General features: G+C 68.0%; 20 protein-coding genes. 10 read left to right on the top strand and 10 right to left on the bottom strand.

Translation table 11 applies throughout. The features are described from left to right. Nucleotides 1-1,203 (bottom strand): hypothetical protein (locus AC6CH2_RS09930; protein WP_498269086.1); only part of this gene is annotated, 1,203 nt, incomplete at its 3' end. Nucleotides 1,204-2,078: 875 nt separating this feature from the next. On the opposite strand from AC6CH2_RS09930, the gene AC6CH2_RS09925 reads away from it, so the two are divergent. The 3 genes from AC6CH2_RS09925 (at nucleotide 2,079) to AC6CH2_RS09915 (ending at nucleotide 6,077) form a co-directional block, all read left to right on the top strand. Continuing rightward, nucleotides 2,079-3,890, top strand: coding sequence for a diguanylate cyclase domain-containing protein (locus AC6CH2_RS09925; protein WP_498269085.1), 1,812 nt, complete (start codon nucleotides 2,079-2,081; stop codon nucleotides 3,888-3,890). Nucleotides 3,891-3,997: 107 nt separating this feature from the next. Then, on the top strand, nucleotides 3,998-4,441 hold the full coding sequence (locus tag AC6CH2_RS09920) for a MarR family winged helix-turn-helix transcriptional regulator (RefSeq protein ID WP_498269084.1): 444 nt from the start codon (nucleotides 3,998-4,000) through the stop codon (nucleotides 4,439-4,441). Nucleotides 4,442-4,547: 106 nt separating this feature from the next. Beyond that, nucleotides 4,548-6,077 (top strand): aldehyde dehydrogenase family protein, encoded by a 1,530-nt coding sequence (locus tag AC6CH2_RS09915; protein WP_498269083.1) that lies wholly within the window; start codon nucleotides 4,548-4,550, stop codon nucleotides 6,075-6,077. A 198-nt stretch (nucleotides 6,078-6,275) separates the two neighbouring features. On the opposite strand, the gene AC6CH2_RS09910 is transcribed toward AC6CH2_RS09915, so the two are convergent. Further along, entirely contained in the window at nucleotides 6,276-6,749 is a 474-nt protein-coding gene (locus AC6CH2_RS09910; protein WP_498269118.1) for a DUF6304 family protein, read from the bottom strand. 240 nt (nucleotides 6,750-6,989) lie between these two features. Here AC6CH2_RS09910 and AC6CH2_RS09905 point away from each other — a divergent pair, with 240 nt between their 5' ends. Next, a complete protein-coding gene (locus AC6CH2_RS09905) occupies nucleotides 6,990-7,403 on the top strand; it encodes a hypothetical protein (RefSeq protein ID WP_498269082.1) in 414 nt (137 codons plus the stop codon). Nucleotides 7,404-7,467: 64 nt separating this feature from the next. Here the strand turns inward: AC6CH2_RS09905 and AC6CH2_RS09900 are convergent, their stop codons facing one another. Beyond that, on the bottom strand, nucleotides 7,468-7,797 hold the full coding sequence (locus AC6CH2_RS09900; protein WP_498269081.1) for a DUF1330 domain-containing protein: 330 nt from the start codon (nucleotides 7,795-7,797) through the stop codon (nucleotides 7,468-7,470). Nucleotides 7,798-7,886: 89 nt separating this feature from the next. On the opposite strand from AC6CH2_RS09900, the gene AC6CH2_RS09895 reads away from it, so the two are divergent. Beyond that, entirely contained in the window at nucleotides 7,887-8,522 is a 636-nt protein-coding gene (locus tag AC6CH2_RS09895; protein WP_498269080.1) for a Pr6Pr family membrane protein, read from the top strand. A 99-nt stretch (nucleotides 8,523-8,621) separates the two neighbouring features. Here the strand turns inward: AC6CH2_RS09895 and AC6CH2_RS09890 are convergent, their stop codons facing one another. Beyond that, complete coding sequence (locus AC6CH2_RS09890; protein WP_498269079.1) at nucleotides 8,622-11,510, bottom strand: LysM peptidoglycan-binding domain-containing protein; 2,889 nt, start codon at nucleotides 11,508-11,510, stop codon at nucleotides 8,622-8,624. A 216-nt stretch (nucleotides 11,511-11,726) separates the two neighbouring features. Beyond that, on the bottom strand, nucleotides 11,727-12,134 hold the full coding sequence (locus AC6CH2_RS09885; protein WP_498269078.1) for a GNAT family N-acetyltransferase: 408 nt from the start codon (nucleotides 12,132-12,134) through the stop codon (nucleotides 11,727-11,729). A 102-nt stretch (nucleotides 12,135-12,236) separates the two neighbouring features. Between AC6CH2_RS09885 and AC6CH2_RS09880 the strand changes: the two genes are divergently transcribed. Continuing rightward, nucleotides 12,237-12,839, top strand: coding sequence for a helix-turn-helix domain-containing protein (locus AC6CH2_RS09880; RefSeq protein WP_498269077.1), 603 nt, complete (start codon nucleotides 12,237-12,239; stop codon nucleotides 12,837-12,839). A gap of 115 nt (nucleotides 12,840-12,954) precedes the next feature. On the opposite strand, the gene AC6CH2_RS09875 is transcribed toward AC6CH2_RS09880, so the two are convergent. Together AC6CH2_RS09875 and AC6CH2_RS09870 are read right to left on the bottom strand one after the other, a co-directional pair. Beyond that, nucleotides 12,955-14,406 (bottom strand): ATP-dependent DNA ligase, encoded by a 1,452-nt coding sequence (locus AC6CH2_RS09875; protein ID WP_498269076.1) that lies wholly within the window; start codon nucleotides 14,404-14,406, stop codon nucleotides 12,955-12,957. Nucleotides 14,407-14,543: 137 nt separating this feature from the next. Then, complete coding sequence (locus tag AC6CH2_RS09870) at nucleotides 14,544-15,167, bottom strand: response regulator (protein WP_498269075.1); 624 nt, start codon at nucleotides 15,165-15,167, stop codon at nucleotides 14,544-14,546. A 646-nt stretch (nucleotides 15,168-15,813) separates the two neighbouring features. Between AC6CH2_RS09870 and AC6CH2_RS09865 the strand changes: the two genes are divergently transcribed. The 4 genes from AC6CH2_RS09865 to AC6CH2_RS09850 are packed head-to-tail and all read left to right on the top strand — an operon-like array spanning nucleotide 15,814 to nucleotide 18,664. Beyond that, complete coding sequence (locus AC6CH2_RS09865) at nucleotides 15,814-16,434, top strand: hypothetical protein (protein WP_498269117.1); 621 nt, start codon at nucleotides 15,814-15,816, stop codon at nucleotides 16,432-16,434. Between the two features lie 58 nt (nucleotides 16,435-16,492). Next, nucleotides 16,493-17,611 carry a TrbL/VirB6 family protein gene (locus AC6CH2_RS09860; protein ID WP_498269074.1) on the top strand — a complete coding sequence of 373 codons (1,119 nt, stop codon included), beginning with the start codon at nucleotides 16,493-16,495 and terminating at the stop codon, nucleotides 17,609-17,611. A 2-nt stretch (nucleotides 17,612-17,613) separates the two neighbouring features. Continuing rightward, a complete protein-coding gene (locus AC6CH2_RS09855; RefSeq protein ID WP_498269073.1) occupies nucleotides 17,614-18,102 on the top strand; it encodes a DUF4189 domain-containing protein in 489 nt (162 codons plus the stop codon). A 28-nt stretch (nucleotides 18,103-18,130) separates the two neighbouring features. After that, the gene (locus tag AC6CH2_RS09850) at nucleotides 18,131-18,664 is read left to right on the top strand and encodes a hypothetical protein (protein WP_498269072.1); all 534 of its coding nucleotides are present in this window, start codon (nucleotides 18,131-18,133) and stop codon (nucleotides 18,662-18,664) included. 119 nt (nucleotides 18,665-18,783) lie between these two features. Here the strand turns inward: AC6CH2_RS09850 and pabB are convergent, their stop codons facing one another. The 3 genes from pabB to AC6CH2_RS09835 all read right to left on the bottom strand — a co-directional run bounded on the left by pabB (nucleotide 18,784) and on the right by AC6CH2_RS09835 (nucleotide 23,849). Next, a complete protein-coding gene (gene pabB, locus AC6CH2_RS09845; RefSeq protein WP_498269071.1) occupies nucleotides 18,784-21,132 on the bottom strand; it encodes an aminodeoxychorismate synthase component I in 2,349 nt (782 codons plus the stop codon). A 55-nt stretch (nucleotides 21,133-21,187) separates the two neighbouring features. Continuing rightward, nucleotides 21,188-21,919: a 4'-phosphopantetheinyl transferase family protein gene (locus tag AC6CH2_RS09840; protein WP_498269070.1), complete on the bottom strand. Its 732-nt coding sequence runs from the start codon at nucleotides 21,917-21,919 to the stop codon at nucleotides 21,188-21,190. Nucleotides 21,920-22,199: 280 nt separating this feature from the next. Beyond that, complete coding sequence (locus AC6CH2_RS09835; protein ID WP_498269069.1) at nucleotides 22,200-23,849, bottom strand: M4 family metallopeptidase; 1,650 nt, start codon at nucleotides 23,847-23,849, stop codon at nucleotides 22,200-22,202. Nucleotides 23,850-24,105 lie beyond the last annotated feature (256 nt).

The raw sequence follows: 24,105 nt of genomic DNA, 5'->3' as shown, positions 1-24,105 counted from the left end.
ATTCGCGCCGTTGGCGGTGCAGTTGGCCGGCAGGGCGCCGGCAGTCCAGCCGGTCGGCAGGGTCGCGACCACGGTGTAGCCGTCATTGCCGTCGGTGGCGCCCGGGCCGCGATTGGTCGCGGTCAGCACGATGTTCTGCAACTGGCCATAGTTGCTGTAGGCCGGTGCCGGCGCGGTCAAGGTCACCGCGATGTCGGGCAGGCCATCGATCACCATGGGACAGGCGAGATCCTGCTCGTCGCTCCGGGTGGCGCCGGCGCAAGCGGTCGTCACGACATAAGTGTTGGCGGCGATGCCGGCCGGTGCGATCGGCGTAGCCGAGTAACCGGCGCCGGGGATCACGTACAGCTCGTTAGCGCCCTCGAACTGGGCCAGGTTGTTGACGCCGGCCGGACGCGGATCGCGCACCGCCATGTTGCCGCTGGTGTGGGCCAGCTGCGCAGTCCATCCGCCGGCGCCCAGCGTGGTCGGCCAGGAAAAGTCGGTGAAGTCGAGCGCCGCCGAGAAACGGGCCTGGACGAATTGGCCGCATTGCGCCTGCAGACCGTCGTAACCTTCGCCGCCGTTCTGCGAAACGATGCCGACGTTGATCGTGTCGTTCGTGTTGGTGCAGAACGGGCCTTTCAAGGTATGCACCGCGTTGGGTTCGTTGACGCCGATCGTCTGGGTCGCCGAGAGCGTCGTCGATCGCTTGACCCAGTCGTTGCCATCCAAGGTCATGGCGTAGCACAGGTTCTGCACCGAGCTCAGCCACAGTCCGGCGATGTCGCGGTCGAAACCGCCCATGCGCCCGACGACCTGGTTCGCGCCGCAGGTATTCGAGTTGATCGTTCCCGGCTGGTCGTAGCCGCCGAAGTCGGTGAACCCGGCATCGTTGATCACCGTGACCGTGACGCCGTCGCTCGTGACGGTGGCGCAGCGTGGGTCGTAGTCGGTGGTGATGCCGTCGGCACTGTTCGGCGCGGCGAAGGCGCGGTCGGTATGCCGCGCGCCGACCACCACTTTGTTGGCGGCGCAGACGAGGTTGGACTTGCCGGTCCGCAGCGAGCCGACGACGCCTGAAGTATCGGTCGCGACGTTGCCGATGCCGATGCCTTGCTGCGCGAACGCCGAACCGGCGGGATACGCCGACAGCAGCGCCATCACCAGCAGGGCGGAGGACCGGCCATGGACCGGCCGCGGCGAAGGTTCGGTGCCGGGCATGTTCGTGTCTTCCGAGGCAATCGACGGTGATGGCGCGGCACGGGCGGCAGGCCGGTTCGATGGAACGCTGCCGGCTTCGCCAAGCGCAATGGTGCGTCGGGCAAGGCCGGGGCTTGCAGCGCCGTCCAGCATCGAGACTTCATTCGAGTGTTCCACTGAGTGCCGGCCTTAGGACCGGGACAGCGAATCGCCAACCCTTAACATTTGGTGATACACGTCCCAAATACCATGCCGGCAGCCTACTCCAACTTACGCGCCCGGGTGGGTGCATCCGACTCGCCGACTAGCCCGACCTGGGTTCCGGCCGAGCCCCGGACCGGAGCCGGGCCGGTCTCCCGATCTCCCGGTCTGTCGATGGAATGGGGAAGTGTGCGGCCTCACCGCCTTAGCATATTCATGGGCGCCGGGCCGCTTCCGCACGGACGGCAAAGGCCTGCCCCTATCGATGCGGGCTGGATCGGAGCGATCCCTGGCCGGCGGATGCGCGACGAAGGCGTCGGGCCATGCGGCGGGCCGGGGCCGCGGCGTCCGCAAGAGACGATCGAAAACCATCGGTGACCGCTGCCGAACGAAACCCGCGTATGGATATTCGACACCGCCGGGAGGCAGCCGGCTTCACGGCCGGCGAATCCGCAACATGACCGCGAGCCTCGTCGCAAATGGCGCCTCGAACCCGAAGCCGCGATCGCCGAACGCAGCGCTTGCGCGCATGCGCCGAATGCCCGGTCACCCCCTCTTTACGCCGGCCGCCCTAGCCTCCGGACCAGGCTGGCGGCGGCGCATGCGGCGAAGAACGCCACGAATCGAGCGAGGCCGAGCCGCGCTCCGGTAGCCGGCCATCTTGTGCAGGAGGGAGTGTGAGCGAGGCACCCGCAATGCCCAAGCGCCCCTGGACGGATTACGCGCTGATGGCGCTGCTGATCGGGACCTCGGCCTGGGCTTCGCTGACGCTCTCGCGCGGCCCCGGCGAACTCGCCGCGGTCTGGATCGGCAACGGCATCCTGGTCGGCTGGCTGCTGTCGCGGGCCACCGCGTCGTGGCCGGGCTATGTCGCGCTGGCCTTCGCGGTGGAACTGGCGGCGCGGTTAGCGAGCGCGGAAACCCTCGTCCAGGCCGCGCCGATCTCGGCGACCAACGTGGTCGAGGTGTTGATCGTCGCCGGCGTGGTCAGGCGCTTGGTGCCGAACGTGGGCGACCCGAAGCGCTGGATCAGTCTCGGCGGCGTCGCCACCGCCACCACCCTGGCGGCGTGCGCGATCTCCGGGCTGATCGCCGCCTCGATCGTCAGCACGCTGCACCGGACCCCGTTCGTCATCGACTTCGTCACCTGGTTCGCCGCGCACGTCGTCGGCATGGTGATCTTCGCCACCTCGACCCTGGTCGTGCATCGCGAGGGCAAGGGCCTGATCGCCGCGCCCGGACGGCGCTGGTCGTTCGTTCTGACCATGCTGTTGCTCGCCATCGTCAGCATGGCGATTTTCCTGTCGCGTTATCCGATCCTGTTCATGGCCTATCCGGTGTTGCTGCTCGGCGCCTTCCGGCACCGCTTCGCCGGCGTCGCGGTGGGGGTGATCCTGCTGACCCTGATCGGCAGCGCGGCGACCGCGCTCGGCTACGGGCCGTTGTGGCTGGTCGAGGGCTTCGGCACCGCCGGGCGGGTCGCGCTGCTGCAGCTCTACATCGCCGGCGGTTGCCTGATGACCATCCCGGTCGCGCTGGCGATGGCCGAGCGCAAACGGCTCATGGCCGGGCTGCGCGAGAGCGAACACCGCTACCGGCTGCTGGCGGATTACTCGCACGACGTGATCGTGCGCATGCGCGTGGACGGCGAGCGCATCTACGTCTCGCCGTCGGCGCAGGACATCCTCGGCTGGGCTCCGGCCGAGATGCTCGGCACCCGCTCCAGCCTGATCCATCCGGAGGACCTGCCGCGCCAGACCCAGATCATCGCCGAGGTCATCGCCTCACACGAACCGGTCGTCTCGACCTACCGCGTGCGCCACAAGGAAGGCCACTACGTCTGGATCGAGGCGGTCGCCCGGACCATTCCGTCCGTCGACGGCGAAGGCTTCGACCTGATCTATGCCGGCCGCGACGTCACCCGCCGGGTCATCGCCGAACAGGCCCTGGAAGCGAACCGGCTGGAGCTGCGGCGCCTGGCCCTGGTCGACACCCTGACCGGCCTGGCGAACCGGCGCCAGTTCGACGAGCGCATGGCGGTCGCGCTGGCGCGACTGCAGCGCCACGGCACGCCGGCCTCGCTGATGTACCTCGACATCGACCACTTCAAGCGCATCAACGACAGCTACGGCCACGCCGCCGGCGACGAGATCCTGCGCGTGTTCGCCCAGCGTCTGTTGAACTGCGTGCGCAGCAGCGACCTCGCCGCACGCCTGGGCGGCGACGAGTTCGTGGTGCTGATCGAGGACGCGGCGGTGCCGCAGGCCGCCGAAGCGGTGGCGCGCAAGCTGATCAGGACCATGAGCCAGGACGTGATCGTCGACGGCACCACGATCCGGGTCACCACCAGCATCGGCATCGCCTACACCCACGTGCCGACCGACGCGGCGACCTTCATGTCGGTTGCCGATGCCGCGCTGTACCACGCCAAGCGCGAACGCAACGCCTTCCACATCGAATCGGTCACCGCACCGCCGCCGGACAGCGTCGAGAACGGCTACGTCTGAGTTCGATGCGAGGCTCCGTCGCCGCGCGGCCCGGACGGCCGGGCTTGCAAGTTGACATTGTCATCCCGGCGTCCGGACAATCCGCTGGTCATCCAGGGTGGAACGCCATGCCGGCCAGCCGCGACATCGAGATCCTCAACCTCGTCAACACGATCATGCATCAGGCCACCGCGCGCATGCAGCGGTCGCTGCGCGAAGCCGAACTCGGATTGGCGGCGATGGAGGCGCGCACCCTGCGTTTCGTCGCACGCCATCGCGGCTGCACCCAGAACGACATCGTCCGCGAGAGCGGGCGCGACAAGGCGCAGATCGCGCGAATCGTCAAGACCCTGCTGGAGCGCGGCCACGTGGCGCGGATCGACAACGAGGCCGGCGAAAAGCGCCAGCGCCTGTGCCTGACCGCGAGCGGCGCCGAAACGCATGCCGAGGCCGAGGCCCTGCGCGCGACGGTGGCGAAGGACCTGCTGCGGGATCTGAATCAGACCGAGCGCAAACAGCTCGAAGGACTGCTGCGGCGCATGTCGCACGGCCCCACCTCCGATCCGGGCTGACCCGCCATCAGTTGACTTTATCAACTTTCTACAAGATAGTTGACAATATCAACTCTCCGCCGGCCGGCCTCGCACGGGTGCGGCTGGCTCTATGGGAAATCACGGCATGGCCCAGATTGCGAACGAAACCGCCGGCCCGCCGGTGCCGCCCGAACCCGCGCTTGAGGCGCTGCGCCTTGCGCTGTCGCAACAGGCGCCGGCCGTGCTGATCGACGGCGTCTGGCACGCCTGCGCGTCGGGCCGGACGCTCGAGGTCGACGACCCGGCCAGTGGCGAGCGCATCGCCTTGATCGCCGCCGGCGACGGCCGCGATATCGACCTCGCCGTCGCCGCGGCGCGCCGTGCTTTTCGCGACGGCCCCTGGCCGCGCCTGCCGGCCTCCCGACGCGCCGCGCTGCTGTTCGCCCTGGCCGACGCCATCGAAGCGCGGCAGGACGAGTTCGCGCTGCTGGAATCGCTCGACGCCGGCCACAGCCTGGCCTCGATCCGCAACGGCGACCTGGCGCTCGGCCTGCGTTCGCTGCGCGACTACGCCGGCTGGGCGACGAAGATCGCCGGCGAAGTGCCGATGCGCTCGGCCGACCAGGACGGCATGGACTACTTCCTGCGCGAGCCGATCGGCGTCGTCGCCATCGTCACGCCCTGGAACGCGCCGTTCCTGATGGTGCTGCAGAAACTCGCCGCCGCGCTTGCCGCCGGCTGCACCACGGTGATCAAGCCGGCCGAACTGGCACCGTTGTCGGCGCTGCGCATCGGCGAGCTCTGCCGGCGAATCGGCATTCCCGATGGCGTGGTCAACATCGTCACCGGCGAGGGCGCCGGCGCCGGACAGGCGCTGGCCGATCATCCCGACGTCGACCTGATCAGCTTCACCGGCTCGACCGAGGTCGGCCGGTCGATCATGGCCGCGGCCGCGCACAGCAACCTGAAGCGGGTGGTGCTCGAACTCGGAGGTAAATCCCCGGTGCTGGTGTTCGCCGACGCCGATCTCGACCGCGCGGCGCAGGCCATCGTCGGCGAGATCGCCTTCAAGAGCGGCCAGTATTGCGCGGCCGGATCGCGGGTCTTCGCCCAGCAGTCGATTCATGGCGCCTTGCTCGAGCGGATGCGGGCGGCGATGGACCGCCTGCGGCTCGGTCCCGGCTACCACGAGGCGAGCGACATGGGGCCGATGATTTCGGACCGGCAGCGCCAGCGGGCCGAGGCGATCGTTCAGCACAGCCTCGCCGCCGGCGCGCGGGCGCTGCGCGGCGGCCGCGCGCGGCCGGGACCGGGCTATTTCTTCGAGCCGACCCTGCTGACCGAGGCCACCGCCGACATGCGGGTCGCGCAGGAGGAGATCTTCGCGCCGGCGATCGTCGTCACGCCGTTCGCCGACGACGCCTCGCCCGCCGCCGTCGCCGCGCTCGCCAACGACTCGCGCTATGGCCTGTCGGCGAAACTGTGGGCGCGCGACCTGGGCACCGTGCACGGCCTGATCGGCCGGCTCGAAGCCGGCCAGGTCGTCGTCAACGGCGGTGGCGGCGAAGCCATCCTGCCCTTCGGCGGCGTCAAGCAATCCGGCTACGGCCGCGAGAACGGCCACATCGGTCTGTCGGCACTCACCGAGATCAAGGCGGTGCGCCTGGGTTATTGACGCCCGGCGCAATCGAACCCGTACGCTTCATCCGCGATAACCGGTACCGGGCACGCGGCGCGCGAATTGATCGCACGGGTAAATCTCCTGCACGAGACGGTCGTGTCGGCCGTACACCGCCCAGAATTCTTCTTTTGAAGTCGCCCGGACGTACTCGTCCTTGATTTTGCAGAAGCAGAACATGCTGCCGAACGAACCTTATCCATGGGGGCCGTAGTCCGGGTGCAGGCAGTTGATGCAGGCCTTGAGACAGGCGCCCTGCGGCAGTTGCCGCTGCAGGTAGAGCAGTTCGGTTTCGAAGAAATCGCTCGCTCCGGACGAGACGAGGCGGTAGTCCGCGAATGTCAGCAACGACATCAGGCGTCGGCTGTCCAGATGGCCATCACTCCGGCCGGCACCGAGCTCGATCATCGCGCGCACCGCGCCCATCGCGATCGTCTCGGCGCCGTCCGGCGCCGGCACCACGACCGGCAGCGGAATGTCCTGGGTGAACGTGCACTCGCTCAGGTCGCCCTGATTCGACGAGAACGAGGCGAGGCGCTCCTGCGGCGCAGCGTCCGCCGTGGCGAGCATATCGAAGTCCCCGCCGGCGAAATCGACGCCGCGGATCGTCGTGCACAGCTCTCGGCCGTCGTTGCCGAACCGCAGGCGCTCCTCGCCGTGCCGGTCGATAGGTTCCCGGGTAGGACACCACGCTCATCGCCGCCCTCGCGCCCGGCCTGCACGAAAGTAGTTCCACCGCCTGTCGCGAGCGACCGACGGCCGCCGGACGAGCGGACGAGTCCGCAGCCGCCTGCCCGCCGATACCGGCGGCGCCGACGGCGCCACTGCCGACCGCTGCCGGTGTCCCTTCCGCGGCCGGATCTGCGTTGTGTAGAAAAAGTTTGAGTCGACAGGGGCGAAGGACGAGTCATGAACGAGAACGCGCCGAACGGCGATGCGCTGAGCGAAGCCCGATCCATCCTGCTGGCCCACGAGGACCGCTACCGCCGTTCGGCGTGGCGCTGGAAGGTCGGCTACCGCGCGCTGCTGGTGGCGTCGGCCTTGCTGAGTTCGTTCGCCGCCATCGCCGGCAAGCTGCAGGTCTTCCGGTTCGAGCATCCCGACGATGTCGCGGCCATCGCCGCCGCGGCCGCGGCGGTCGTCGTCACCCTGATCGCCGCCCTCGATTTCGAAACCAATTCGCGCGCGAACCGGCGCTCCCGGCACGAGGTCAGCATTCTGTTGCTGGAGGCGGAAAAATCCGCGGCCAGCCGCGATGCGCTGCTGGCCGGCCTGCAGGAGGTGATCAAGCGCCGCAACGACGAGTTGTGCAAGCTCGACTGAGCCGGCGCGCATCGCTGGCGAGGCTTCCTGGCCGGCCACGCTCCGACCGGGCTCGGGTCCGGCGCTAAGCCGCGCCCGCGAGGATATCGGTGGCGCGATGGCCCTCGTCGGTGCCTTCGACCAGGAACACATCGCCGACCGAGTTCGCGGTCCGCAGCGGCAGGATCGCCTGGTAGGCCGGCGACTCGTACCAGCCCGTGGCCTGGGCCATGTCGGCGAAGCCGATCAGGATCAGATGGCCGGGGAACGCGCCCTCGACCACCTGCGGCGGCGCGCCGTGCACGAGGAAGCGGCCGCCGAACGGCGCCAGGGTGGCGTCGATCCGCTGCAGGTATTCGACGATGGCGGGGTTGAACGAGACTTCGCGCAGATGCGCGACGGCGTAAGCTGGCATGGTGCGTCCTGTGAGAGTGGATGGGCGACGCTGGCCCGGCGATCGTGGGCGCCGACTTGATGCGCCGCGCGCGGCGCGAGGGAAACGCGGTGGAGACTCGCAACGACCCGCGCGGCCGCCGCGCATCGGTCGCGGTGGCGGCGCTGGCCTGGTTCGGCGTACTGCTGCAGTCGGGACTGTCGGTGCGGCTGGCCCAGGATAACGGCAAGTCGGTGCTCGATGGCCTAATCGCGTTCCTCGGTTACTTCACCGTGCTGACCAATCTCCTGGTCGCGCTGGTGTTCTCGCAGCGGTCGTTCGCCGACAGCCGGGAGGGTTCGCCGGGCACCGACCCGCTACGCGGCTGCGCGACCGCCGCCATCGTCATGGTCGGCCTCGCTTACCACGTCCTGCTGCGCCAGGTCTGGGCGCCGGAGGGCTGGCAGTGGGTCGCCGACATCGTCCTGCATTACGCAACGCCGCTGCTCACGCTCGGACACTGGATCGCGTTCCCCCCCGCCCGCGCGCCGGCGCTGCGCTCGGTGCCGGTCTGGTGCCTGTACCCCGCGGCCTATCTGCTGTATGCGCTGGTGCGCGGCGAATGGCTCGGCAGCTATCCCTACCCTTTCATCGACGTCGCCACCCTGGGCTATGCCCGGGTCTCGCTCAATTCGCTATGGCTGCTGTTCGGCTTCGTCGTCGTCGGCACCGCGATCGTCGGATTGGCGCGCTGGCGCAGGCGTTAGCCCCTCTCCCGCGAACGGGAGAGCCGCCCGAAAGCGGGCGCATCAGCAGCGGCTCGCTCTGCCGCTCGCGGCGTCCGGACGAAGTGGACGGCCGGCGGCTCAGGGCTGGGGCAGCGGCGGAATGCCGAAATCGCGCACCACCGCGTCGAGGTGCCCGACCGTGCTGACGACGCCGTCGACCTTCGCCGCGCCGCCGCGGGTGGCGATGTAGGCTTCGGGCCGGACCACGGTGGTGTCGCTGCCGAGCTTGGACACGTCGCCGTCGAACTGGTCGAGTGCGTGATGCAGCTCGGTGCGGAAGCGCTCCAGTTTGTCGGTCGGCATGGCGTTGACCCAGGCGACGAACCGGTCGCGCTGGCCGGGCTCGTCGAGCTTGTAGCCCTTGGCCTCGGCGTAACGCGCCAGCAGGGTCACCGGGCTCCAGCCTTCGCCGCTCTGGTCGACCAGTGCCTGCGAGACCTGCGGATTGAACTGGGCGTGCTCGAGGAACTTCGCCGAGGCCGGGTTCATGTGCGCATTGGAGTGCTCGACGCGGTCCTTGATGGTCAGGCCGGCGGTGGCGACCACCACCAGGCCGATGCCGACCGGACCGAGCCAGCTGCCGGCGCCGAGCGCGGACGCGATGCTGGTGCCCGACAGCGCCGCCATGGTGCCGCCGACGCCGCTGGTCAGGTACAGGCCGGCACGCACGTCGTCGCCCTTCTGGTGCTGTTCGACCGCGTTCCAGTAATCGAAGCCGGCGGTGAGGTAACCGAACACGCGGTCGGCGCGGGTCCAGCGGCCCGGGTCGATGCTCTCGCCGTTGAGTTTGTTGCCGGCGCCGAAACGGCCCAGGGTCGAGTCTTCGGTGACCATGCCCAGGCCGACCGCGAGCTCGGTACCCTTCTGGCCGAGAGCGGCGGCGTCGACGATCGCCTTGAGGTCGTTCTTGTTGGTCAGGCTGAACTGCCCGTCGTTGGCCTTGGCCACCGAGTTCATGAAGCCCATGGTGGCGAAGCCCAGGCCGACGGTGCGCAGCAGCTGGCCAGCCGGCTGGTTCTTCTCGAACACCGGCCGGCTCGACTCGGCGGTGAAGCGGCTGTCGGCGTTGTTCATCGCCTCGGCGTGGGTCTTGAGCTTGGCGACGATCTGCTCGGTGCCGTCGCCGGCCGCCGGCAGGCTCTTCTTGAGCTCGTCGACCAGCTTGACGTAGCTCTGGTACTTGCCGCTTTCCACGTCCATGCCCAGCAATTTGACCAGGGCCGGGTTCTTGAGTTTTTCGATCGCCTGCTCGGCCTGCTCGATGCTGGCCGGGTTGCGCGGATCGTAGTTGTGCGCGGCCGAGAGCACGTCGTTGCGCACGTAGGCGTTGGCGATTTCCTTGCCGAGCTTGATGCCCTGCTCGCCGAACTTGCCGGTATACGCCAGGTTCTGCATCAGCCGCTTGCCGGCGAGCGAATCGATGTAGTCGGGATGTTGCTTCAGGGCCAGGCTGATCGCGTACGAGGACTTGGTGTCGCCGAGAATGCCTTCGATGGCCTTCCTGGTCTTGTCCTGCTGGTCGGCCGGCGCGTTGCTCAGGCTGTCGATCTGGTCGAGCAGGGTCTTGCCCTGGTCGGCGACCTTGTTCTGCAGTTCCTCGGCGGTCTTCGCCCAGCCCGCTCCGGCGCCGCTGGTGTAGTCCTTGATCGCCTGATTGAGCTGGTCCGGCGTCATCGAGCCGCCGTGGTTGTTGATCAGCCAGCTCAGTTCGTCGGTGTGCTTGGCGAGCTTGTCGACATTGCCGTTGACGCTGCCGGCGTACATCTGCACGCCCATGATCGCCGCGTCGACCGACTGCGGGCCGCCGTGCGCCTGCGCCATCGCGATCGACAGGTGCGGACTCGCGCCTTCGGACACGCCCAGGTGGATCTGCGAGCCGTCCAGGGGCAGATCGGTCATGCCGCGGATCGCGATATCGCCTTCGGTGGTGCCGCCGACCTGGCTGGCGATGTGGACCAGCGCGCGGGTGCCGTCGATGCCGAGGCGGATGCTGTAACCGTCGCTCTCGGCGCGGCCGAGGAAGTCCTTCAGCGCATCCACCCCGTGCTCGGCCAGCGCCCCGGCGATGCGCGGTTCGGCGCCTTCGATCAGCTTCTCGAGCTTCTGCATGCTTTCCATCGGCTTGGCGGCCGGGCCGCTGCTCGCGTCCCTCCACGGCTCGCCCTTCAGCGAATCGGTGAACGCGGGCCCGATCTTTTGCTCGATCAGCTTGTCGAAGCCGTCGCTCGACAGCAGCCGCGTCTGCGCCTCGGGCGACAGCTTCGGCAACTCGCGGCTGAGGGTCTCGACCGCGCCCTTCGGGTCCGATGCGGCTCCTGCCGAGGCAAGCGTGGAGTCGACCTCGTGCTGGATGCCGACTTCCTTGACCGCCGCTTCGGCCGCCGCCTTGGCGGCGGGGTCCTGGTCGTAGCGTTTGACGATGTCGGCGCCGTATCGCTGGATCGCCTTGGCGTCGAAGACACCACCGTTCGCGCCCGCGTCGAAGTCGGCCTTGATCTCGGCGGCGATGCTCTTCTGCAGCTCCTCGCGCGCGGTGCCGCTGAGGCCGGCGTAGCCGGAACGGATCGGCTGGTAATCCGGATCGTTGTGCTGGCGGGTGTAGCCGCTGTCGAAAGCGGCGAGGTTGTCTTCGGCGGTGAGATATTTCTTCATCGCCTCGTCGCTCTTGGCCTGCTCGGGCGACGGGTTCGGATCGGGCTTGGGCGCGGCGTGCTGTTTGATCGTCGGCACGATCAGGTCCTTGCCGGGATCGATCGGGCCGTTGTCGATCTGGTTGCGCTCGGCTATCTGCTGCGCGGTGACCGGCGCTTCCGGCGTGCTGTATTTCTGCGCGATCGACTCCAGGGTGTCGCCGGCCTCGACCCGGTGGAATTCCTCCTGCGGCTGCGGCGGCGGAACCACCGGCTGCGCCGGCGCCTGCGGGTACTGCAGGTGGTAGGGAACGCCATCGATGCTGGGAATGCCCATGGAGTCGGATGCCTGATGAGAGATCGCGGCATTAAATCAATCGATCTTCGCCTCGACTAGCTAGGGCGAGCACGGATATGCACTGTCATCGCATTGACATGTATTCGCGTTGTTTTCGCATGTGCTTGTTTGTGTGCGATCTCGCGTTCGTGGCGAACGTCACGGACATGCGCCTCATGCATCGCTTCGCGATTCGCGCGACGCCGCCGCTGGCGCTCAACGCTCGAACGCCATGCCGACCGACGCCGGCGCGGTGAGTTCGAACCCGTACTGCGCATACAGGTGGCGGGCCTCGCCATCGGCGATCAGGCTGACATAGGCGGTTTCCGGCGCGTGCTCGCGCAGGTAGGAGGAAATGTCATGCATGATCCGCTTGCCCAGGCCCCGGCTTTGGTGCTCCGGCAGCACCGCGATATCGACGACTTGGTAGAAACAGCCATCGTCGCCGATCACCCGGCCCATGCCGATCGGCGCGCCGTCGGCGAGAATCTGCACCGCGAACAGGGTATTGGCCAGGCCGCGCACGGCGGCGGCCTCGCTCTTCGCGCTCAGGCCGGAACCGACCCGGAGCAGGCGATAGACCTCGACGGAAGGGGTTTGGTGGATCGCGGTATAGACGGTCATCGGGCTCTCGACAGTGAGTGTCGCGCAGCGGATGCGAATCGCTCGGCGTCGCCTGCCGGTCGAGGATGGACCACAAGGCGTTTGCGATCGGCGCGGGCAACGATGCTACCGCCGCTCGCCGAACCATGGCCCCGCGGATGCGCCGGTTCGCGCAAAAACCACGAATCGACCGCTACGCGACGCCAAGATGCAAGGATTTTCCGGCATTTGGCGTTATCGCCCCCGTTCGGTACTCTTCGCCCAGCCATCCATGGAACCGATATGCCAAATCTTGCTTCGATCCTCAAAGACGAAATCGCTCGCATCTCGCGCAAGGAATGCCGCCGCCTCGTCGATCCGCTGAAGAAGCAGGTCGCCGCCCAGCGCCAGGACATCGCCTCGCTCAAGCGCGAACGCGACAGTCTCAAGCGCGAGGTCGCGGCACTCGGCAAGGCACTGGGCAAGGCCGGCGGCAGGACCGTCGCGGCCAAGCCGCCAGTCGAAAGCGAAAGCCGCCACCGCTTCTCCGCCGCCGGCCTGCGCACCTTGCGCAAGAAGCTGGGGGTTTCAGCGGAGGAGTTCGGCAAGCTGATCGGCGCCAGCGGCCAGTCGGTCTATAACTGGGAACGGGAAAAGGCGCGGCCGCGCCAGGCCCTGCTGCAGCAGATCGCAGCCTTGCGCGGTGTCGGCAAACGGCAGGTCCAGAAGCTGCTCGAGGCCGGCTGAGCCGGTCGCGTGAAGCGATCCAGTCCGCTCCCCTCGACGCCACCGACGGCGCACGCCGGCCATGCCGCTGTCGTCCGGGCGATGGCGCGGCCGCGCCGTCGAACCGCGGCACCGCCTACTTGCTCGCCCTCAGACTCGCCACCGACCGCTGGTGGCATATCGAACGCAGCAGGCCATGCCGCAGCAGGCCCGAAGCGTCGAAGCCGTGGCTGTCGATCTCGACCACGAAGCGCGGCTTGAACCACAGCGCGCCGGGCATTTCCTTGACGTCCGGGCTTACCGTGACCGTCGGCTTGGCCGACCCGCCCTTCAGCCGCGTGGCGACTTCGGCGGTCAACGCGTCGTCGACGACGCGTCGCGCTTGGCCTGCGTAATGCCAGGCCGCCTTGCCTTTCGGTTGCGCGAGCAGCAGCGCATCGAAGCCGCGATCGGCATGGCGCGGGCCGGGCGGTAGGTAGCCGACCACCGCGAACTGGCCCGACTGGAGCAACCGCGTCTTGCGCCAGTCCGGGCTGCATCCGCGCATGTAGGAGGCGAAGGCGCGCTTGGAAATCAGCCCGTCGAAACACTGGTTGACGGTCACCGCACGCGCGACGTCGCCGTTGCCTAGGATGTGGCTGCTGTAGGCCAGCTCGCGCGGCGCCTGCCTCAGCAGGTGCTCGAGCACGGCCTTGCGGTCGACCAGGGGCGCGCGCTCGATCGCGATCCCGTCGATGTGCAACAGATCGAACAACATATAAGTCAAAGGCTCGTTGCGTTCTCCGCAGAATGCCGCCTGCAGCGCGGCGTAATCGGCTTCGGCACCGGCGCCGACGATCAGTTCGCCGTCGAAGGTCGCCGATTGCAACCCCAACCGTTCCAGCGCCGCGGCGATCTCCGGGAAGCGTTCGGTCCATTCCGCGCCATCGCCCGACCACAGACGCGCACGACCCTCGGCGATCACCGCCATCATCCGGTAGCCGTGCCAGTCCAGTTCGTGCAACCACTTGCCGTCGTTCGGCGGCGACGGCCCGGCCACCGCGCGTTGCGGCTCGAAGGCTTCGGCCGGCCATACCGCCGGCTTGGCGCCGAGCAACAGACTGGCCAGACCCGCCCAATCGATCCGGCTGCGCGCGTTGTCCGCGGCCGGTTCGGACCGGTCGGAAATTTCGGTGATCGCGGGCGCCATCGGGCGCGGATCGCGCCAGGCCTGGTCGGCGAACGCGCGAGGGGATGGCCGACCCGCAGCCGCGACGCGCTGGTCGCCGGCGTGCGTGTCCGGCCGGGCATGCTCCCGCTCGTCAGTGGGTCCGGAAGGCGCCTGCTTGTGGGTACCCAATGCGCTCGCTCCTTGAGGTCGGCGCCATGACGGCGCCATAAGTGTCGGCGATCCGCGCGCTTGCGAGTGTGGCTTGCGCGGCAGGATCGCAGTGACGCATGTCGCATGCGGAGACCGCCGTCGGCCACGGCGATACCGTCGCGGCGATCGCAGCCTCCTTGCGCGTACCGGCGTCCGCGCCGGGCCGAGCGGATCGGTCGACCGCCCGCCTCTGATTCGCTTATACGCTTGCGGATGCGGGGCCACCATCGCAGGAGCCGATGGCTGCGCAAACATCGACGCGCGTCAAACTAATGGATGCATTTATACGATGCGCGGCCTGAGCGTTCTTCACCCGCTCTTGACGTTGCGAGGCTCCTGCCCATCCGGTATCGCCGGCGCTCCGCTCAGCCGCCCTGGCCGGTGAAGCCGTGCCGGACTGCGAGCTTGCTCAGGGCGATCGCCCCGCGCAGGCCGAGCTTCTTGTAGACGCGCGAACGGATGGTGCGCACGGTGGTCTCGTCGACCTGCAGCACCTCGGCGATCTGCCGGGTGGTGTACTCCTGCACGGTCAGCGCGGCGACTTCCTTTTCGCGCGCGCTCAAGCGGCGGAACGGCGACAGGCCGAGCAGGACGTTGCGCGGCAATGCATCGTCGACGAACTCGCGCCCGGCCGCGACCTGGCGGATCGCGTACACCAACTTGTGCGCGCTGCTGGCCTTGGTCAGGTAGCCGCGCGCGCCGGCGTCGAACAACAGCCGCGGGATCGAGCTGTCGTCGAGGCCCGAGACGATCAGGATCTTGCGTTCGGCATTCTCGTGCAGCAGTTTGCGGGCCAGGCGCAGGCCATCGGTATCGGGCAAGTCGAAATCGCACAGCACGACATCGACGGCGAGCCTTGGAATCTGCGCCAGCGCGTCGGCGCCGCTGCCCGCCTCGCCGACCACGAGAATGTCGGTTTCCCGCTCGATGATCGAGTGCAGGCCCGTCCTGAGCACCGGATGGTCGTCGACGACATAAATCCGAATCATTCCGATCCTCTGACAAAACCATAGATCGGGCTCGCCGATACTCCGATGCCGCCGATGCCGTTCGCCCGATGCGGACCGTGCATCGGCTGGCATGCGTCCTTCCGTCCGAAGCCCCCGAAGTGTGGATGACGATACTGCAAGAAGCAAAATGTTCTAGTCCACACATTACAACGCGGCGGACGACATCGATAGCGATGCGGCAACCGCAACAAGAAGTTGCGCAGATGCGATTCGGACACTGCGATGTCTACGAAACGTCTTCATTCGTTTACAAATGTGGACTAGCGTCCACAACGATTTCTCGCCGCCTCATGCCGATTTCCGAGCCGTATGCGATAGTGGCGCCGCAACAGCGATGGCGAGCATCGAAGTGTTCCGCGCGGCCGAATCGAATGTCGCGGATGCGGCCGGAGACGATCCGCACGCGCTCATCGCACCCTGGGTTTTCGCAACAAATGCACGGGCAACGTTCCGCAGTCGATCGCGCAGGAAGGGAATCGCAATGAAACATCCATGCACAGGAAGCGTCGCTCGGATAAGGCTCTGGTCCGTGGCGATGCTGTTGGCCGCAAGCTCGGTGGCCACCGACGCCAAGGCCCAACTGCTCGTCAACGACCCGGTCAACCTCACCGCGCACATGCAGCAGATCGCCGAGGACGCGGTCGAGTTCGGCAAGGAGGCCAAGCGCTGGAGCGACACTTACAACCACTACCAGCAACAGCTGATCAAGCTGCAGCGCCTGAACTTCAATTCTCCGAAGATGAGCGACACGTTCCCGCTGCGCCCCGACGACTACGGCATGCAGGACATGTGCCCGGCCGGCAGCGAAGGCGGTGTGCGCGAACGCATGACCGGCCTGCTGCGGCAGATCGCGCCGAAGCTCGACGGCAACATCGTCGAAGAGCAGAAAGCGATCTGCCAGCGCATGGTCCTGGCCGAGAACGCCAAGTACAACGAATCGGTGCGGATGTTGAAGACCCTGATCGAGCGCAACCAGCAGTTCCAGCAAATCGAGGCGCAGCGCGACCGGGCGAGCTCCAGCCAGGGCGCCCTGGCCGCCAACGACAACGAGGCGCAGCGCTTCCTGGTGCGCACCTCGATGGACCTGGATTACTGGCAGGCCCGCATGAAGGCCTATAACGACTACATCGAGTCGCTGAAGTGGGACCAGTCGCGCCTGGCCAAGCGCGCGCTGCAGGGCAACCGCGGTTCGCTGCTCGGCCAGGTCGTGCAGGCCGCCGCGCTCAAGGCGGCGCTGTCGAAGTAGACCGGCCAGGCCGGGTCGCGACCATGCGATCCGGCCGCCACGATCCCAGGGGAAGGCGATGCACGGGTTCAATGGATTGAACGGACTGGTCGACTGGATCGACCCGCGCGCCCAATCGGGCATCGGCGACTTCGTCCTGTTCCAGTTGGTCAACGACTACCTGACCGACCGCATCGACGAGTTCGGCATGCAGTTGATGGGCAGGGCCATGACCTGGGCCAGCAGCATCGCCCTGGTTCTGGTTACCTTGTGGATTGTGCTGATGGGCTATCGCATCGTCACCGGCCAATTGCGCGAACCGATGATGGCGCTGGTCGCCAACGCGACGCGCATCGCCCTGATCGTCGGCGTGGCGACCACGATGTCGTTCGGCGGCAGCGACTTGCATCGTTACCTCAGCTACGACCTCGACCGCGAGATCCACGGTCTGTTCTCGGGCCGCAGCGGCAAGACCACGGCGCAGAGCATCGACGAGAACCTCGCCTACACCCAGCTCGCGATGAGCGCGATCGATGCGGTCCAGATCGTCCCGGGCGATCCCGAGTTGCAGGACCGCAAGGCGCGCGCGGTGCTGTTCGCGGGCGTGGGCGCGGCGAGCCCGGCCATGTCCGCCGGCGCGATGCTGCTGATGTTCAAGTTCGCCATCGCCTTGTTCATCGGCTTGGGGCCGTTGTTCGTCCTGTGCTTGATCTTCGAACAGACCCGGGACCTGTTCCGTCGCTGGCTGATGTACGGCATCGGCACCTTGTTCTCGATGGCGATGCTGAGCGTGGTCACCGGCATGTTGCTGGAGCTGATGGCGCGCGTGTCGGCGGCCCTGTGGGTGGCGAAGATCGGCGCGATCTGGGGCGTCGACGCCGAAGGCATCAGCAATCAGGCCATGCAACAGGGCGGGCTCGGCCTGATCATGACCGTCGTCATCATCACCGTGCCGCCGTTCGCGGCGAATTTCTTCCAGGGTACCCTGGGCGGCTTCATGCAGTTCTCGGCGTTCGGGAGCGGGGCGACGGGGCAGGCTGGAGCTGCAGGGTCTGCACCAGCACCGAACTCCAACGAGCTCGCCAAAACTGCAAGATCCTCGAGTTTGTCCGAGTCGTTCAGTGATATAGGCACCCGAGTTTCGGGGGTGACGACCGCATCCTATGGCGGTTCGCACGATCGAGTTAAACGAGGTTGAACATGAAGATGCAGATGCTTGTTCTGTCTGTCGCCTTGCTTGGCGTGCATCGCCAGACCGCCGCGGAGGGCGGATGCCCCGCCGGCATGATTCCTTATGCAGGCACCTCCACTGCTTCCTGCGGGCCTATCCCCTCGGGCCCGGGCGGCTATGCGGGCCCGACCGCAAAATGGAAGGATCGCTGGGGCGCGATTGCCGGCGACGACGCCAGGGCAGTGGTCGGCGCAGTGACCGACTTGCCGAGCAAGCGCGAGGCGAAGAAGGCCGCTATCGAGAATTGCCTGAGCCGTGGCGGTGTCGATTGCACCTTGACCGTCGCCTACGTCAATCAGTGCGTGGTCATCGTCGCTAGCGACACCCGCTACGTCACGACCAATGCCGCGAACGCGGAACTTGCGGCCGAAGTCGGCATGGCAGATTGCGAGAAACAGAAGGACGGCGATTGCCGAATTTACTATGCGGGCTGCAGCCGGCCCGTGCGAATTCGTTGACGCCCAAGCACAGGACGAAGGAACGCCCATGCCCATCACCCTGCCCTCAGCGGGCGCCCAGGATTGGTTCGCGGCCGTCCGCTCGATCGAAAACGGCGCGTTGTCTGCGTTGATGGTCTTCATCGTCGCGGTGGCGCTGGCGATGATCGGCATCCGTGCAGGCGCCGAGCCGCTGACCCACCTGTCGCGCTGGGTCGCGGCCGGGTCGGCACTGCTGCATGTGTGGGTGGCATTGGCCGGCACGCGTCTGGCGATGTCGGCCCGGCGGCACCTCATGGCGCGCTGGGGCCGCACGCGCTCGGCGCGGTTGGCGCCGTTGCGGCGCGGCCTGCGCAATGCCGTGGCCGGCTTGATCGCGGCCTGGGCGGTCGCGGTGTTGTTGGTAGTGATGGTGCCGTTGATGCGCCTGCCCGTGCACATTCCGGATGCCGGCCTGATCTACGGCTTCTCGATCATCGCATCGAGCATCCATGCGATCTTCGGCACCGCGCTGTACCGGAAGCTGGCGTATCGACTGCAGGAGGCGCGGCGCCTGCCTGCGGCCGGCCATATTCGTCCGTAACGGTGCAGGCATCGGCCAAACTTGCGGGCATCGCGGCCATGATCGAAGGAAATCCGGCCGGCGCCGTTCCCGCAGGCGGCGCTCGTCCTGCGCGAACGGTTCGGCCGGCGAGCGCAGCCTCAGTCGTTAGCGACGCGCAGACGCGGGCGCCCGGCTTCGAGCGCATAAGCGAAGCGGTCGCTGCCGTCGCCGAGGTGGCGCCAGACCGGGCGCAGCACGGCTTCGGCCTTGAGCAGGACTTCCTGGAATTCGGCCTCGGGCTCGGACAAGTAGGTGATCGCGCCGCCGGCGCCGAAGGCGACCGTGGCGCCGTCGTAGGACAGTGTGCGGATGCCGATGTTGAGGTCGGCCACGCGGTGGTAGCCGAGATAACCGATCGAACCGCAATACACGCCGCGCGGGCTGCGTTCGAGACGGTCGATGATTTCCACGGTGCGCTTCTTCGGCGCGCCGCTGATCGAGCCGCCCGGGAAGGTCGCGCGCAGCAGATCGACCAGGCTGCAGTCCGGACGCAGTTGCGACTCCACCGTGCTGACCAGTTGGTGCACGGTCCGGTAGCTCTCGACCACGCGCAGCTCAGGCACCTCGACGGTGCCGGCGACCGAAACGCGGTTGAGGTCGTTGCGCATCAGATCGACGATCATCAGGTTCTCGGCGCGGTCCTTGACCGACTCGGCCAGCTCGCGCGCATAACGCGCGTCGAGCTGCGGGTCGTCGGAACGGCGCGCGGTGCCCTTGATCGGCTTGGTCTGGACGCGTCCGGCGCGGTCGACGCGCAGGAAACGCTCCGGCGAGGTGCTGAGCACGGCGACGCCGCGGCCGCGCAGGAAGGCGCCGAACGGCGCGGCGTTGCCGCGGCGCATCTGCCGGTACAGCGCGTAGGGGTCGACCGCGGCGCGGAAGCGGAAATGATTGGTCAGGCAGACCTGATAGGTTTCACCGTCGACGATGGCGCGCTGGCACTCGTCGATCGCGGCCAGGTAGTCGTCGCGGCCAAAGTCCATTTCGACCTCGAGCGCCTGCAGGCCTTGCGACGGCACCGGCGCGTCGTCGCCGCGCATCTGCCTCGCGGCGGCAGCGACACGGTCGATCCAGGCCTCGGCGGCGGCGATCTCGTCCTCGAACGCCAGCGCCAACGCCCAGGCCCGCGCGCCGGCATGGTCGAAAGCGAGGAAACGGCGCACCCGCATCCACAACGCGTCCGGCGCCGGGCCGCCGTCGCCGCGGTCGCCGTCGAACAGCGCCTTCATCTCATAGCCCAGGAACCCGACGTAGCCGCCGCGGAAGTCGAACGGCAATCGCTCGCCGTCTTCCGCGACGGACTCATCGATGGCGACTTCTTCGAGCTCGCGCTCGAGATCGGCGAGCAGGCCTTGGCCGCGGCTCAAACCGGCGTCGTCCTCGTCGATACGGTAAGCCAGTACATCGGCATCGTCGGCCGCGCCCATGAACGAGCAGCCGGCGCTGTCGTCGAGCGCGAGCTGACTGTCGAGCCAGAACGCGTTGGCGCAGCCGGCGAACAAGGCCGAGAACACCGCCTCCGGATCGCTCGCGCCATCCAGCGGCCGCGCGATCACGCGCAGACGGCGCGCAGGCGGTGCCGCACCGGCATCGACCGATCCGGCCTGCCCTGGCTCGGCTCGCTCGAGCTCAGCATGCCTTGGCTCGCCCTGCCTTGGCTCGCCCTGCCTTGGCTCGCCCTGCCTTGGCTCGCCCTGCCTTGGTTCGGCCCGCCTTGGTTCGGCCCGCCTTGGTTCGGCATGTTCCGGCTGAGCCTGCGATAACTCGGCCGCTCTCGACTCGGTCTGCCCCCACGCAGCCTGCTTCGACTCGGCCGGCATCGGCCCGGGCGATGGCGCTGCCAAGCTCACGAACGCGCGCCGCCGATCGCGATGGGCCAAGTCGCGGAAGTTCGCGATCAGGTCGATGCCGTGCTCGGTCAGGATCGATTCGGGGTGGAACTGCACGCCCCACTGCGGCAGGCGGCGGTGGCGCAGGGCCATGATCAGGCCGGCGTCGGCATGCGCGGTCGCCAGCAAATCGGGCGGCAGCGGCGAGGCGACCATCAGCGAGTGATAGCGGATCGCCTCGAACGGCGTCGGCACGCCGGCGAACAAGTCGCTGCCATCGTGGCGCACGGCCGAGGCGCGGCCGTGGAACGGCACCGGCGCGTGGACGATGCGTCCGCCGTGGGCATGGGCGATGCCCTGGAAACCCAGGCAGACCCCGAGCAAGGGCAGGCCGCTGCGGGCGATGGCCTGGCGCGAGACATGCACGTCGGCCGCGCGGGTCACGCTGCCAGGCCCCGGCGAGATCACCACGCAATCGAAACGGTGGCGGGTGCGCAGCCCGTCCCAGTCGTCCTCGTCGTTATGGACCACGATCGGCGCTTCGCCGAACGCCCGCCCGATCTGGTCGGCGAGGTTCCAGGTGAAGGAGTCGTAGTTGTCGATCAACAGGCAACGCATGATCCGGCCATTGTCGTACAAGTCGCCGCCGGCGCGTCGCGCGGCGTCGACCGGATCAGCCCGGCCGGCGCACGCAGGCCACGGTGCGCACCTCGCCCTCGGCGACGCTGTAGTGAGCGGCGTATTCGGCGCCGGACGGCACCGTGGCCGACAACTCCTCGGTCGCGGCGAACACGATGCGCTCGGCCTCGATCCGCAGGATCCGCATCGCCTCGAAGCCGAAGAAGCGGCCGACCTGGGGATACAAGGCCTTGTACAGGCTCTCCTTGGCCGAAAACACCACCGCCAGGCCGAGGGTGAAATCGGGGAAATGGCTCTGCAGCGCTTCCTCTTCGGCCGCATCGACTACCTCGCGACGGATGTCGGCGGCCATGCCCGGCTGCAGGCTGCCTTCGATGTCGATGCCCAGCCCGAGCACGCCGGGGTCGGTCGAGGCGATGCAGACCGCGCGGTCGCCGGCATGCGAGATCGAGGCGACCACGCCGGCCGGCCAGACCGGCTCGCGGTTCGGGCCGATGGCGATGTCGGTGCCGGTCACACCGAGCGCGGCCAGCGCGCGCTGCGCGCAAATGCGCCCGGCCAGGTAGTCGCTGCGGCGCTTGGACACGGCGCGGGCGAACTGGGCCGGGAAGTGCACGCCGTGGCGTTCGTAGAGCTCGTCGCGGTACATCGAGGCGCGGAAGCGGCAGCCGTAACCGCTCAGCCGCTGGCCTTCGGCCTCGCACTCGAACGCCGAGGCGGCGAACAGAAAGCCGTCGTCGGCGCCGGGCGATTTATCGGACGCCACGCGCGCCTCCGCTGCGGATCGCCGGGCAGAACGGCATCGCGGCAAGACGGCGACTCGACGCGCAGTGCGGACAACCTTGGCTCATGTAGGGCTCGGTTCGGACGGAAGTTCAGCCCGTGCGTTCGATGGCTCGAACCGACGGGGCATGAGGATCGCACACGCAGGCGCCGCGCGCGCGGCGCATGGGCGCCGTGCTCAAACGCGAAAGGCCGCCGTCCACCCTACGTCGCGAGCGGCCCGCCATGGCGGGCCGCTCGCAGCACTTCACCGCACACCGCGCTCAGTTCACGTTGGCTGCGCTCCAGGCCCGCGCCACCGCGGCGTGCTCCGGCGAACCGGCGCCGTACAACTCGGCCGCGGCAGCCAGGGTCGCCGCGCGCGCCTGCGGGTAGCTGGTGCTGGAGGTGAACTTGGTGGTCAGCGCGCGATACCAGATCTTGCCCGCCTTATCGCGGCCGATGCCGACGATGCCGGTGTCGCCATTGCAGACCAGCTGGGCCGGGGTCAGGCCCGAGCCGGCCGGCACCACCGCGCCTTCGGAGACCAGATAGAAGAAGCGGTTGCCGACCCCGGAGGTGTAGTGCGGGTCGTGCGCGCCGCCGGCGCCCTGGCTGGGATCGAAACCGCCGGGGAGGTAGCAGTTGAACGACTTGCCGTCCGCGCCCTGGTTGTACATGTCGCGGAAGGCCAGGCCGCCGGTGCGCATGATTTCGCCGATCCGATAGTCGCCCGGATCGTTGGGATGATTGGCGTAAAACTCGACCAGGGTGCCGAAGATGTCGGAGTTGGCCTCGTTGAGGCCGCCGGCGTCGCCGGAATAGGCCAGGTTGGCGGTCGCGGCGTTCACCCCGTGCGACATCTCGTGGCCGGCGACGTCGATGCCGACGATCGGACCGAAGCCGCGCGTGGCGTCGCCGTCGCCGTAAAACATCACCTTGGTCAGGGCGAAGTAGGCGGCGTTGACGCCGGTGGTGCTGCCGTCGGCGCGCTTGAAGTTGGTGTGGGCGTAGCTCTTGATGCCGACGCCGTCGTTGTACAGGCCGTTGCGGCCGTGCACGTTCTTGAAGTAGTCCCAGGTCGCGCCGACGCCGTAGTGGATGTCGGTGGCGACGGTGGCGCGGTCGCTGAGCGCGTGGTTGCCCCAGCTGTTGTCGGTGTCTGTGAACAGACTCGCGCCCCAGGTCGCGAACAGGATGTCGAACAGGTTCGAGATCGCCGCGCCCTTGGCGTCGTAGACGCTGCCGTTGCCGCGGGTGGTGTCGATCAGGTCGAACCTGGTCGCGCTCTTCTGGTCGGTGGCGATGTTGAGCTCGCCGTAGTAGTAGGTCTTGCCGGTGCCGACCGCGCCGGCGGTCTGCAGACGGTCCTGGACGTCGAGCACCTTGCCGCTTTGCGCATCGACGTAATAGGTGACGAAGCCCGAGTGCAGGCGGGTTTCCTCGCCCTGCAGGGTCACCTCGTAGGCGAGCACCGGCTGGGCGCCGCGCGCGTACACCACGAGCTGGTTGCCGTGAACCTGGCTGACCTTGCCGTCGAAATGGGCACCGGCCTCGACCGCGGCGGCGTCGCGGCCGACGCGCGCGCGCAGGCCAGGACGCTGCTGGCTGCGCAGAGTGGACTGGGTGGCGGCGAGTCGGCCGCGCCGCGAGGCCGTCATCACGTCGCCGCCGATCACCCGCAGGCCCCGATAGGTGCGGTCGAAGCGCACGTGCGTGGTGCCGTCGCGATCGACGATGGTGTCGCGCGCCACGAACCCGTCTTCGGCGACGCCTTGCACCGCGCCGAGACGATCGGCGAGCAGGCCGCGCGCTTGTGTCACCGCCGCCGGGTCCCCGGGCTGCGCGGCCTGGCTCGCCGGTGCGGCGACGAGGGCCGCGGCAATGGCGAGAACGAGTCCTTCCAGCTTCAACCGCTTCGAATGGATACGCATGGTGTCCTTACTCCCGAAGTGATGATCGAATCACCGGCCCGCGGGGGCGGGCGACGGCGGGCCACCCGGCCCGCGCTTCGATCATCGACACAATCCTGGAGCGCGTAGCGGCGTTTCACGGCCGCAATCACGGCAAAACTGCGGAGTAGTTCGGATTTCGCCCAATCGGCGAGGGCGGCGGCGCAAGGCGCGATCGGATATCACCTGTCGGTTGTCGCGGTTGCTCGTTGCCGTGCTTGCCGTCGTTGCTTTTGCT

This window comes from Lysobacter sp. GQ73, assembly GCF_059758755.1.
The sequence above is the reverse complement of the archived record's forward strand: the minus strand, read 5'-3'. Positions and strand labels throughout refer to the sequence as shown.